This is a genomic window from Arthrobacter sp. Dra40 (genome assembly GCF_059091905.1).
The window spans coordinates 1-12,537 of record NZ_JBNHHB010000153.1; the positions used below are offsets into that span (position 1 = coordinate 1).

At 66.3% G+C, this 12,537-nt stretch carries 13 protein-coding genes; 10 read left to right on the forward strand and 3 right to left on the reverse strand.

What is annotated here, in order from left to right:
* From AC5RWT_RS28475 to AC5RWT_RS28485, 3 genes are all read left to right on the forward strand, one after another.
* Window positions 1–894, forward strand: an 894-nt coding sequence (locus tag AC5RWT_RS28475; protein ID WP_494083120.1) for an LCP family protein, incomplete at its 5' end; no start/stop codon positions are given.
* Between the two features lie 91 nt (window positions 895–985).
* Window positions 986–2,263, forward strand: a complete 1,278-nt coding sequence (gene manA / locus AC5RWT_RS28480; protein WP_494083121.1) for a mannose-6-phosphate isomerase, class I — start codon at window positions 986–988, stop codon at window positions 2,261–2,263.
* The gene (locus AC5RWT_RS28485) at window positions 2,260–3,297 is read left to right on the forward strand and encodes a lipid II:glycine glycyltransferase FemX (RefSeq protein ID WP_494083122.1); all 1,038 of its coding nucleotides are present in this window, start codon (window positions 2,260–2,262) and stop codon (window positions 3,295–3,297) included. The genes manA and AC5RWT_RS28485 overlap by 4 nt, the downstream gene beginning before the upstream one ends.
* Window positions 3,298–3,393: 96 nt before the next feature.
* Here the strand turns inward: AC5RWT_RS28485 and glpX are convergent, their stop codons facing one another.
* A complete protein-coding gene (gene glpX / locus AC5RWT_RS28490) occupies window positions 3,394–4,383 on the reverse strand; it encodes a class II fructose-bisphosphatase (protein ID WP_493968767.1) in 990 nt (329 codons plus the stop codon).
* Window positions 4,384–4,627: 244 nt separating this feature from the next.
* On the opposite strand from glpX, the gene AC5RWT_RS28495 reads away from it, so the two are divergent.
* From AC5RWT_RS28495 to AC5RWT_RS28515, 5 genes are all read left to right on the forward strand, one after another.
* Entirely contained in the window at window positions 4,628–5,221 is a 594-nt protein-coding gene (locus AC5RWT_RS28495) for a DUF4245 domain-containing protein (protein WP_494083123.1), read from the forward strand.
* Window positions 5,222–5,281: 60 nt separating this feature from the next.
* Window positions 5,282–5,896, forward strand: a complete 615-nt coding sequence (locus AC5RWT_RS28500) for a carbonic anhydrase (RefSeq protein ID WP_494083124.1) — start codon at window positions 5,282–5,284, stop codon at window positions 5,894–5,896.
* Between the two features lie 123 nt (window positions 5,897–6,019).
* Window positions 6,020–7,447, forward strand: coding sequence for a class II fumarate hydratase (locus AC5RWT_RS28505; RefSeq protein ID WP_493968329.1), 1,428 nt, complete (start codon window positions 6,020–6,022; stop codon window positions 7,445–7,447).
* Window positions 7,448–7,791: 344 nt separating this feature from the next.
* A complete protein-coding gene (locus tag AC5RWT_RS28510) occupies window positions 7,792–9,102 on the forward strand; it encodes a S8 family serine peptidase (protein ID WP_494083125.1) in 1,311 nt (436 codons plus the stop codon).
* Between the two features lie 40 nt (window positions 9,103–9,142).
* Entirely contained in the window at window positions 9,143–9,373 is a 231-nt protein-coding gene (locus AC5RWT_RS28515; RefSeq protein WP_494083126.1) for a hypothetical protein, read from the forward strand.
* Between the two features lie 2 nt (window positions 9,374–9,375).
* Here AC5RWT_RS28515 and AC5RWT_RS28520 read toward each other — a convergent pair whose 3' ends face one another.
* Window positions 9,376–9,846, reverse strand: coding sequence for an NUDIX hydrolase (locus tag AC5RWT_RS28520; protein WP_494083127.1), 471 nt, complete (start codon window positions 9,844–9,846; stop codon window positions 9,376–9,378).
* 9 nt (window positions 9,847–9,855) lie between these two features.
* Entirely contained in the window at window positions 9,856–10,362 is a 507-nt protein-coding gene (locus AC5RWT_RS28525) for a prepilin peptidase (protein WP_494083128.1), read from the reverse strand.
* Between the two features lie 58 nt (window positions 10,363–10,420).
* On the opposite strand from AC5RWT_RS28525, the gene AC5RWT_RS28530 reads away from it, so the two are divergent.
* Complete coding sequence (locus tag AC5RWT_RS28530) at window positions 10,421–11,227, forward strand: hypothetical protein (protein WP_494083129.1); 807 nt, start codon at window positions 10,421–10,423, stop codon at window positions 11,225–11,227.
* Window positions 11,228–11,543: 316 nt separating this feature from the next.
* A complete protein-coding gene (locus tag AC5RWT_RS28535) occupies window positions 11,544–12,473 on the forward strand; it encodes an AfsR/SARP family transcriptional regulator (protein ID WP_494083130.1) in 930 nt (309 codons plus the stop codon).
* The last annotated feature ends 64 nt before the right edge of the window (window positions 12,474–12,537 follow it).

A 12,537-nucleotide genomic window follows, 5' to 3' on the forward strand; every position in this document is an offset into this window, starting at 1 on the left:
TTCAACTGCGGGGACGAGTGCATCATCAACGCCCTGTACGTGGACGTGGAGCAAAACCATGCCGACCGGTACCCGGATGCCAAGAATCCCGGGGCTGAGGCCATGAAGGATGCAGTGGGCGGCATCCTGGGCATCAAGATCCAGGCGTATGCCCTGGTGGACATGGCCGGCTTCGAAGCCTTGGTGGATGCGATGGGCGGCATTACCGTCAAAGCCGGCGGCTGGGTGCCCATCTCGAACAGGACCATCCCCGGAACCAACCAGCACTATCCGCCCAAGGGCTGGATCGCCCCGGGCGTCCAAAAGCTCGATGGCTACCACGCCCTCTGGTACGCCCGCTCCCGTGAATTTGCCACCGACTATGACCGCGTCCAGCGCCAGCAGTGCGTCATGTCCGCGATGGTCAAGCAGTTGGACCCGGGGACGGTACTGACCCGCTTCCAGCAGTTGGCCGAGGCCGGCGAGGAGGTCGTGGAAACAGATATTCCCAGCTCTCAGCTCGGCAGCTTTGTCTCGCTGGCGCTGAAGGCCAAGGACCAGAAAGTGAAGCGGCTGACCATCGGACCGCCGGACTTTGGCACCGCCGCGGATAACTTCGTCACCTACCCGGACTTCTCCGTGATCCATCCTCGCGTTCAGGCAATGTTCAACCAGGACAAGCAGACTCAGGAGAAAAAACGCAAGGGCGACGGCGGCTCCGGCGGCGGAAAAACTCCCGCCGAGGGGGGTGGCGCCGGCCAGGCGGACACGTCCGCACCCGACCAGAACAACGCGCCCGAGGCGCCGGCAGAACCCCAGATCACCGAGGCATACCTCCAGCAGTTGGCCGAGATTGGCGATACCACCACACTCGGCGCTTTGGTGGGCGACAACGGCAAGTGCTCTGTCCCCTGACCCGGGCTTGATCGGGACCGGCTGAGCAGCGCACTGCTTCCTGCTGCCGTCTGGGAGGATCGTAGGAACAAGGACGAGGAAGAGGCTTCATATGTACCGGTTGACCAACGTACTGCGCCCCTATGCTTGGGGTTCGACGACGGCGATCGCCGAGCTGCTCGGCCGGGAACCATCCGGCGGGCCCGAGGCAGAACTCTGGATCGGTGCTCATCCCGATTCCCCGTCCAAGGTGCAGTTGGCCGACGGAGAACGCCCTCTGGACGAGTTCATTAAAGAGAATCCCGGCGCTGCCCTGGGTGAGCCGGTGCTGGGCTTGTTCGGCGCTGGCCTGCCGTTCCTGACCAAGATCCTGGCCGCCGACTCCGCCCTGTCGCTGCAGGTACATCCCACGCTTGAACAGGCCAGGTCAGGGTTCGCCGCGGAGAATGCCGCCGGCATCTCCTTCAATGACCCGCAGCGCAGCTACCGGGATGACAACCACAAGCCGGAGATGATCTTTGCGCTCAGCGAATTCCAGGCGCTGTGCGGTTTCCGTCCTCCGCTCGACGCCGCGCGGCTGCTGGCCGGGTTAAGGCCAAAGCTGGCGGAAGCCGGCGCTCCCCTGGATCTGTTGGACGAGGTGCTGGACCTGCTGCACGGCGGCGATGAGGAACCGGCCCTGCGCGGCGCTTTCGTGGCGCTGCTTGACGGCGGGGAGCGCTCCACCGCGCTCGTCAACGACAGCGCCCGGGTGCTGGCCGCCGCACCGGCCGGCAGCCTGGGCCTGGAGTACGCAGCCGTTGCCCGCTTGGCGGACCACTATCCAGGCGATCCAGGGGCGCTGATCTCGCTGCTGCTGAACCTGGTCGTCCTGTCCCCCGGCCAGGCCCTGTGCCTTCCGGCCGGCAACATCCACGCCTACCTGCATGGCCTCGGAGTGGAGGTCATGGCGACCTCGGACAACGTACTGCGCGGCGGCCTCACGCCGAAGTACATTAATCTGCCCGAACTGGTGAAGATCACCGACTTCCGGCCGTTCGCTCCACCTCTGGTGGAACGAACCACCACTGATGCCGGCCAGGAACTGTATTGCCCGCCCTTTGCCGAGTTCCAACTCCAGCGCATCGAAGTCTCCGACGGCGGCAGTCCGGTGCCGCTGGCCCAGCACGGTCCCGCAATTGTGCTGGCAGTGTCCGGGAGCGTGCTGCTGGACTCCCCGAAGTCAGACCTGCCCCTCAGCCGCGGCGAGGCAGCCTTCATCCCGGACGCCGAACAACCGGTGAATGTACATCCGGCCGGCGACACCCACACGGGTGCCGTGCTCTTCGCGGTCACCACCTCGGGCAGCGCACAAGAATTCCACCAACAACGAACGGGAGCAACACTTTGACCGCTTCGATCCTGCAGTCCGCACCGTGGGCCCATTTCCAACGAAGCCTGGGCAAACAGGTCTTCGAACGCCGCGGTGACGGCTGGGCCTTTGTGGCCATCGCGGAGAAAACGCCGTTGGGCCGGTTCCTATACGTGCCATACGGCCCCGCCGCCGAAGACAACGCTGCCCTGGTCCGTGCCCTTGCCGCGCTGCGCTCGTTGGCGGCGGAAGAGGGTGCCCACTATGTGCGGATCGAGCCGGTCGGCACAGACCTCGGTCAACGGCCCCACGCGGCCCTGCAGTCGCTGGGCCTGGTCAAGGCACCGGTGGACGTCCAGCCGAAATTGACCTGGATGCTGGATCTGAGCCAGCCGGAAGAGGACCTGCTGGCCGGCATGCGCAGCACCAGCCGAAATCTGTACCGCAACATCCACAAGAAGGGCGTGACGTTCGACGTCTCCTCCGACCCCGCGGACATCGGCATCCTGCTGGGGTTCCTCCACGACGTCTCGGAGCGCGCGGATTTCAAGGCCCAATCGGACGACTACCTGCGGCACGCCGCCCGGACCCTGGTCCCGGCCGGCGCCGCGAAACTGTTCGTGGCCCGGTTGGATGGGCAGCCGATCGCGGCGGCGCTCTCCTACGACACTGAAACAACGCGGGTCTATGCACACGCCGCCGCCGACGACGCCCACCGCAAGCTCAATGCCGGCATTCCGCTGGTGGTCACCATGATGATGGACGCCCGCGCCGCAGGCATCCGCTACTTCGACATGTGGGGTGTCAGCCCGGAAGACGAGCCGGACCACCCGTGGGCGGGCTTCTCGCGGTTCAAACGATCCTTCGGCGGCTACGAGGTCAGCTACCCGGGCAGCTGGGACCTGCCGGTCAACCAGCTCATGTACCAGGCCTATCTGTTCACGCGCGCAGCCCGCGAGACGGCCGCCCCGGCCCTGCGCAAGGTTCGCTCCGCGGCGGTGCCGGCAGCACGAAAGGCCGGCACCGCCGTCGTTCCGGCCCTCCGGAGGCTGCGCGCCAAACTCCCCCGCTGACCCCAGGCTCCCCCGCTGACCGCACGTTCCCGGCAGCCGGGAGCGGAAAAGGAAACCCCGCACCGGCCGGTGCGGGGTTTCCTGTCCTTGCGGGGGCTAGAGCTTCCGCTCGAAGCGGTCCCACTTGTATTCCTGGTGCTCGCCCTCGACGAAGCGGATCGTCCCGGACTTCGAGCGCATCACGATCGACTGCGTCAGGACCTTGTGGTTCTTGTAGCGGACGCCGCGCAGCAGGTCGCCATCGGTGATGCCGGTTGCCACGAAGAAGCAGTTGTCACTGGTGACCAGGTCATCGGTCGTCAGCACCCGGTCCAGATCGTGGCCGGCGTCGATGGCCTTCTGCTTTTCGTCGTCGGTGGTGGGCCAGAGCCGGCCCTGGATCACGCCGCCCAGCGACTTGATGGCGCAGGCTGTCACGATGCCTTCCGGGGTCCCGCCAATGCCCATCAGGACGTCCACATCGGTGCCTTCACGGGCAGCAGCGATGCCGCCGGCAACGTCTCCGTCCATGATGAATTTGGTGCGTGCACCGGCGGCGCGGATTTCCTCCACGTACGGCTTGTGCCGGTCGCGGTCCAGGATCATGACGTTGATCTGGTTGATCTTCTTGTTCTTGGCCTTCGCAATCAGGTGCAGGTTCTGCTTGATGGGCAGGCGCAGGTCCACCAGGTCAGCGGCCTCGGGACCGGTGACCAGCTTCTCCATGTAGAACACGGCCGAGGGATCGAACATGGTGCCTCGCTCGGAGACAGCCAGGACGGAGAGAGCGTTGTTGATGCCCAGCGCCGTCAGCCGGGTGCCGTCGATCGGGTCCACGGCGACGTCGCACTCGGCGCCGGTTCCGTCGCCGACCTTTTCGCCGTTGAACAGCATCGGGGCCTCGTCCTTTTCGCCCTCGCCGATGACGACCACCCCGTTAAAGCTGACGGTGGACAGGAACGCCCGCATGGCGTCCACAGCCGCGCCGTCGGCGGCGTTCTTGTCCCCGTAACCGACCCAGTGGCCGCCGGCAATAGCCGCGGCTTCGGTGACGCGCACCAGTTCCAGCGCCAGGTTGCGGTCCGGCTCGTTGTCACCGACGCGCATGGACGGCGGGAAGTTGGAAAAGGGGTCAGCCTGGGCTTCGTTGGACACTTCGACCTCATCTTCGAGTAGCTCTTCAGACAGCACCGGCTGCGGCGCTGCGGTGGATGCATCTGCGGTGCGGACATCTTCCATTGCTTTCGATCATAGTCGCCACCGTCCCGGGAACCAGTGGGAGCCGGTCCCTGTCCGGCTTCGGCGCCCTGGACGTGTTCGCGCAGCAGCGGGGATCTGAGATCATGGAGGAGTGAGTGAAGTGCGTCCCGAAGAACCGACCGATGTGCCTGCCAAGCCCGTGCTGACCGCAAAGCAGGCCAACCGCGCAAAGGCACCGGTGGTCGGCATGCTGATGGCCGTGGGCCTCACCTTGGCTGTACTGCTGCCGGTGATGTTCCTGAATCCGGGCAGCAAGCCCGACGTCTACAAACGTAATATCGACGTCCCGGGCGTCGCCCTCCAGGCCGAGTCCACCGCGGGCTATCTGCCGCTGGCCGTTGAGCTGCCGGAAGGGTGGACCTCCAACTACGCCCGGTGGAACACCGGGGGCACGGCCCATGTAGCGGCATGGGAAGTCGGCTACCTCACACCGGGCGGTGAGTACATCGGCCTCATTCAAACCGATAAGGCCAACCCGACCTGGATCAGCCAAGCAACCGACAACGCGCCGGTCACGGGCGACCGCAAGGCGGGCGCCACCTGGGAACTGCGCGACGCCGGAGCGGGCGAGCGCAGCCTCGTGCTGGAGCGCGGCGGCTTCACCGTCATCCTCTCCGGCACTGCCGACTTGGACGAATTCGACGTCTTGGCCACCGCTGTCGTCAAAGAGTTGGACAGCAAGTAATTCCCGATCCGTTGTGGCGCGCTGCGCGTGCAGTGCGCCGTAACGCAGTAAGGTTTCTTCGTGCCCACCACAATGACTCCCGCCCAGGCCTGGCAAAAACTTATCGACGGCAATGCCCGCTTCGTAGCAGGTACGTCAGTCCACCCGAACCAGGACGCCGCCCGACGCAGTTCCTTGGTCAACGAACAGCATCCGTTCGCCATCATCTTCGGCTGTTCCGACTCCCGGCTCGCGGCCGAGATCATCTTCGACCTCGGACTGGGCGATGCCTTCGTAGTGCGCACCGCCGGCCATGTCCTCGGTGATGCCGTCATCGGGTCGCTGGAGTACGGGGTGGATGTACTCCGCGTGCCGCTGATCGTCATCCTGGGCCACGACAGCTGCGGCGCCGTGACTGCGGCCAAAAACACCATCGACACCGGCGAAATGCCCCGCGGGGGCCTGCGCGATCTCGTGGAGCGGATCACCCCGTCGGTGCTGGCTGCCCGGCGGGCCGGACTCGATGACCTCAACGACATGGTGATCGAAAACGTCCGGCAATCCTCCGAACGCCTGCTGGACAGCTCACGCGCCATTTCGGAAGCGGTGGAGGCTGGCCGCACCGCCGTCGTCGGGGTCGCCTACCGGCTGGCGGACGGCCGCGCCGAACTCGTTGCGGGGCACGGCGCGCTCTAGACCCACCCGCGTTGTGCTGTTGCCCGGGCTCCGGTTTGCAGTCGCTGTCAATGCGCTGGGCCGTGCCGCCGTCGGCTGCAACACAATTCGGAACCGGTGCGCGGCGGGCATAAGCTTGGAGCCATGACTTCTGCTGATTCTGCCGAATACCGCATTGAACACGACACCATGGGCGAGGTCCGCGTTCCGGTCAACGCCCTCTACCGTGCGCAGACCCAGCGCGCCGTCGAGAACTTCCCCATCTCCGGCAAGACGCTGGAACGCGCCCACATCGAGGCCCTGGCCCGGATCAAGAAGGCTGCCGCCACCGCCAACGCGGAGCTGGGCGTGCTGGACGGCGAGCTGGCCAAGGCGATCGCCGCCGCAGCCGACGAGGTAGCCACCGGCAAGTACGACGGCGACTTCCCCATCGACGTCTTCCAGACCGGCTCCGGCACGTCCTCGAACATGAACACCAACGAGGTACTGGCCGAGCTGGCAACCCGCGCCCTGAAGGACGCCGGCAGCGACAAGACGGTCCACCCGAACGACCATGTCAACGCCTCGCAGTCCTCCAACGATGTCTTCCCCACTTCGGTGCATGTGGCTGCCACGTCGGCGCTGATCAACGAGCTGATCCCGGCTCTGGACTACTTGGCCGCTTCCCTGGAACGCAAGGCCGAGGAGTTCAAGGACGTCGTAAAGTCCGGCCGCACCCACCTGATGGATGCCACCCCGGTCACCCTGGGCCAGGAATTCGGTGGTTACGCCGCCCAGGTCCGCTACGGCATCGAGCGCATCGAAGCCTCCCTGCCGCGCGTGGCCGAGGTCCCCTTGGGCGGCACCGCCGTCGGCACCGGCATCAACACCCCGGCCGGTTTCCCGCAGCGCGTGATCGAACTGCTGGCTGCCGATACCGGACTGCCGCTGACCGAGGCCCGCAACCACTTCGAGGCGCAGGCCAACCGCGACGGCCTGATAGAGGCCTCCGGGCAGCTGCGCAATATCGCCTACGCGTTCATGAAGATCAACAACGACCTGCGCTGGATGGGCTCCGGCCCCAACACCGGTCTGGGAGAGATCGCCATCCCCGATCTGCAGCCGGGCTCGTCGATCATGCCGGGCAAGGTCAACCCCGTCATCTGCGAGGCTGCCATCATGGTTGCCGCACAGGTCGTCGGCAACGACACCACCATCGCCCTGTCGTCCACCAACGGCGCCTTCGAGCTGAACGTGGGCATTCCCGTAATGGCCGCCAACCTGCTGGAGTCCATCCGCCTGCTGGCCAACACCTCGCGCGTGATGGCGGACAAGATGATCGACGGCCTGACCGCCAACGTGGAGCGCGCCCGCTTCCTGGCCGAGGCCTCCCCCTCGATCGTGACCCCGCTGAACAAGTACATCGGCTACGAAAACGCGGCCAAGATCGCGAAGCACTCGGTCAAGGAAGGCCTGACCGTGCGCGAGTCCGTGGTTGCCCTCGGCTTCCTGGAGCGCGGCGAGCTGACCGAAGAGCAGCTGGATTCTGCGCTCGACGTGCTCTCGATGACCGTGCCGCCGCAGGCCAAGTAACCCAGTCCCAAGGACTTCCCAGGGCGCTCCTGCTGCGGCGGGAGCGCCCTTTTTGGTGCCGGGCATGCGCACACCCGGCCGGCAGTCCACTGGTTGGTCGGGTAGCCCAGGGCCGGCCGGGCACCCGGCGTGCCCCGGGCAGGCGCCCCGGGGAGAGTGCTGTCCGGTGCGGCGAACGGCTATTTCCGCCCCGGCCGGGCTGAAACGATTGTTGACTGCTTGTACCGTCGGTCCCGCCGGTTAGGATGATGCGCACACGTCCCGCCTGACGGCGAGCTGACGGCCAGGGTGCCGGCTGCTGCCGTCCATTCGGGACCCAGCGGAAGATGGTCCAGGAGGTCTCCATGATCGGTGATTCACAGACCCCGTCCCTTGGGACGGCCGATTACTCCCTGCCGGAGCATGCGAGGACCACCGGGCGTTATGTTGTCGTCTTCTCCGGCGCGGCCGAGGATTGTGCCGGCATTCTCGCCGACGCTGCCGGTCTGGGCAGTGTCGCGGACAGCCGCGACTTTGGCACGCGGGGAGTTGATCCGGATGCCGCTTCCGGCGCCGACGCGACAGTCTTCGCAAATCTCGGCATCGCCGTCGTCACGGCCGGGCCGGACCAAATCAGTTCGCTCCAGGCCAGCCATGCCGACCGCCGCCAGGTCCTGTCCGTCTCGCCCGAACTCATCCACGACGTCCTGGACCCGGCCGAGGACTACGCAGCCGGCTACCGGGACGGTGTGGCCGATCTGTCCGGGCGTCTGGCCGCGGCCCGCCGCACAGTCCGCGAAGCGGGCCCGGAGCCCCTGGGCTTCGCCGATAACAACAACTTCACGTGGGGGCTGCAGGCCACCAGAGCCGTTTCCTCACCGCAGTCAGGAAACGGTGTGCGCGTGGCCGTGCTGGATACCGGCTTCGATGAATCGCATCCGGATTTCGCCGGACGCAGCATCACCAGCGCGTCGTTCATCACCGGCGAGCCGGCCCAGGACGGACACGGGCACGGCACGCACTGCATCGGGACCGCGTGCGGCCCGAAAGCTCCCGGCACCGGTCCTCGCTACGGGGTGGCGTACGAGGCCGAGATCTTCGCCGGCAAGGTGCTCAGCAACGCCGGTTCCGGTTCGGACGCCGCTATCCTGGCCGGCATTGACTGGGCCGTAGGCAACAGGTGTGCCGTGATTTCCATGTCACTGGGCGCCGATGTGGCCCTGATTCATCCGCCCTACACAGCGGCGGGCAGCCGGGCGCTGGAGCAGGGTTCCTTGATCGTTGCCGCTGCGGGAAACAATGCTGACCGCCGCAAGGGCGAGTTCGGCTTCGTCGGTTCCCCGGCCAACAGCCCGTTCATCATGGCCGTAGGGGCGCTGGACCAGGCCCTCGAGGTAGCGTTCTTTTCCGCCAGAAGCCTTCCATTGCGCGGCGGACAGGTGGACTGTTCCGGACCGGGCTTCCAGGTATATTCGTCGTGGCCTATGCCGAAACGGTACAACACCATCAGCGGAACCAGCATGGCGACGCCGCATGCCGCCGGCGTTGCGGCCCTGTGGGCGGAGGCTACCGGCAGGCGCGGCTTGGAGTTGTGGGCCACCTTGGTCCAGGAAGCCGAGCGGCTGCCCGCACCCTCGGTCGATGTTGGGGCGGGGCTGGTGCTGGCGCCGCAGTGACGGCCTCCCCGGCCCGCCCATGCAGACCTATGATGGGGGTATGCAGATCACCGTGACGGTGCGCCATGACTACCTTTCCGACACCGGTCGGATTGCCGAGCAGTTGGCGGCTGGCGGCATGCAGGTCGAGAACGTGCTGTCCACCCTGGGCATGATCACCGGTTCCCTGCCGGAAGAACAGCGCGCGGCTGCTGCCGGAATCGAAGGCGTCGAATCTGTCGACATAGACCGGCGGATCGTCCTGCCGCCGCCGGACTCCGACGTCCAATAGGCTCAGCGGGCAAATTCCGGGACGCCCTCGGCCCGAAGGGCTGCCTGCAGCCTGTCCCGATGATAGTGGGCCAGCTCCGGCAGCTCATCCAGTCCGAACCAGCCAACCTCGGACGACTCATCGTCATTGACCCGGGCAACACCCGCGACGTGCCGGCACCTGAAGGTCAGCGTCAGGAACTGGGCACGGTCTCCGTTGACGAACTCCATCGGACGGCCAGAGTAGACCTCGGCCAGATGCTCGACTTCCACGACGACGCCCGTCTCTTCCAGGACCTCCCGCACCACGCCCACGGCCGGCTGCTCCCCCGGATCCAGGATGCCGGTGATCAGCGTCCAAAGCCCGTTGTCCGCCCGTCGGCCCAGCAGCACCCGGTCGGCATCATCCAGCACTACCGCCGTGACACCGGGGAGCCAGAGCAGGTCATGGCCGATCTTGTCGCGCAGCCGCAGAATGAAATCGGGAGTAGGCATGCCCCAAGGTTACGTGGGCAGCAGCAGGGCCACCCACGTGCCGCCAATCATGAACGGTCCGAATGGGATGTCACTGCTCAGGGTTCCGCGCCGCATCACTACCAGCAGCACGCCGTATGCCCCGCCCAGCAGGAAGGCCGCGAACGTTCCCAACAGCAAGTGTTCGAACCCCAGGTAACCGAGGTACATCCCCAGTACTCCGGCGAGTTTGACGTCGCCGAAGCCCATGCCGGCTGGGTAGATGAACCGGACAAGGAAATAAAAGACCCACAGTATTGCCCCGCCAACCGGCACCCGCCAGAACATGCCCGCGTCGTGACCTCCGAGCGAGGCCGCGATCAGCAGCACCGCGGCAACGGCGTAGGCCGGGAAAACGATGCGGTTCGGCAGCCGGTGCGTGCGCACATCGATCCAGCTCAGCCGCGCCCCGACAACCAGCAGATAGCCGCCGGCGGCCAACAGCGTCCAGAACGCCAGCGCCCGGCCGGGCCACAGCAGCGCCAGTTCCTGCACCATGACCCCAAACCTACTGCACCCGGCCGGCTCCACGGCAGCCGGCGGCTACACTGTGCATATGAACGGCGGGAGCGTGCTTAAGGCCGGCGACACCGTTGGCAATGCGGAGATCTTCAGATGCCTCTGCCGCTCCTCCCCGTGGAAGTGGGAATCCCTCAGGTTCGAACTCCGGGCGGTCCACCCCGACACGACCGGGACACATGATGCGCCTGGCCCTTCCCCTGCCGGCGGCGTGCTCCGTGCCTGGACCCGCCGTCCCGGCGCGCTCCGTGTGGAGTCCGGCGATGGCCGGCTGCTGTACAGCACCACCGGCATCAACGACTCCCGCGACGGCTTCTACGTCAGCGCAACACGCAAATCCTGGCTGCTGCCCCCGCATCTGGTCACACCGGTGTTCAACGACATCCACCTGGTGCGCCGGCGGCCCGAAGCCGCCTACGGCGAGCCGGTCTTCGGCAACGGGCGCTGGTCGGCAATGCTGGACCCGGTCGAGCTGTCCGGCAGCGCGCCGGTGGCCTATGAGGCTCCCTTTGCCAACCCCGTCGAGATCCATGAACTGCGCGAAACCGAGCACCACGGCCGCCGGGTCTTGGAAGCGGTAGTCTCGCCCAACCAGACCTACACGCCGTACGACGCCGGCCATCCGCTGCTTGCTAACGGCAAAACGGAAGTGCGGATCGACTGGCGGACCGGTGTCTGCGTGTCCGCAGTTGCCTTGGACGGACCGCAACAAGGCGGCGGGCACTCATTGGTCATCCTCGGCGTGGACGAATACATGCTCGACGACCTCTTTCTGGAAGTCAGCATGAACCTGACGGACGTACGGGAGCACATTCCGTGGCCCGTGCGCCCGAATCCCGCCTGAACTTTCCGATGCGCGCCGACCGGACCCTGGCGTCGGGGGGTGGGGCCAGGGTCCGGCGGCGATGACCACGGTTGGTCTGCGGCTGCCACGCTGTCCTGCCTGCGCTGCGCCGCAGGCCTCGGGGTCACAGGTCCAGCATCACCACCGGCCCTTGGGAAAAACCGGTGGTACGCGCCCCCCCGCAAATTGGGGGTGTCGGTACCCCTTCGGGAGGCTGTCCTGCGGCCCGGTGATCGCAGCAGGATGGTTATGCACTCATTGGGGGGGGGGTGCGCGCAACGAGGGGGAAATCGTGGAGCAAATGAGTGGACGGGCCATGCCCGTAAGTGTTCAAATGATCGGCAACTTGCGTATTCGCCGCGGCGACATCGTCTTGACGGCCGACACCGTGGGCGGCCCGAAGCCGCGCCAAGTACTGGAAATCCTGTTGTTAAACGTCGGTTCGCCGATGTCCAAGGACCGGTTGGTCCACATGTTGTGGAGCGGCCGGGCTCCTGGCGAGGCCTCGGCCACCTTGGAAAGCTATGTCAGCATTCTGCGGCGCAACCTGCAACCAGGCTGCGCCAAGACGGGACCATTGCGCACCGCCAACGGTGGTTACGTGATCGACCGCGATATGGTCGACGTCGATCTGCACCGGTTCCAAGACCTCGTCCGCACGGCCGAGTTCGCCGAACCGGCGAGGGCCTACCCGCTGCTGACCGAGGCACTGACGATCGCCGCGGAGCCACTGCTGGGCGACGAGTTGATTCCCGAATGGGCGGAAGAGGCACGGTCGAACCATGGCGAAATGGTGCAGCAGGCCCAGCAGCAAGCTGCAGAGGCTGCCTTGACCCTGCGGCGGCCCGAAGAAGCGGTGCTTTGGGCCCAGCGCTGCGTTGCTTCCGCCCCGCTGAACGAAGCGGCGTGGACCGCCCTCATTGGCGGACTGGAGCACTGCGGGCGGCATGCCGACGGACTGCAGGCGTACGAGCGGTGCCGAAGGCTGTTCAACCGCGACCTCGGCTGTTCGCCAGGCCCGGCCCTGCAGGAAATTTACGCACGGCTGCTGAAGGCCACCGCCGGCACCGAGTCCGGTCTCTCGGAGGTGCTGGCAGCGTTGTTGATCCTCAACGAACGCCTTCAACAGCCTGCCGCCCGGCTGCGGGGGGCACGCCGTCAGGCGGCCTTGCCCTCTGAATCGCACTATCTGGCGGCTGGGGACACCGTCAATGCTTTCCTCCGCAAGGCGCTCACCGTCGGCTGACCAGGCGCCCACCGCCGGCTGAAAGGGCGGGGAACGGACCGGACCCGGTATGTACAACCGGGTC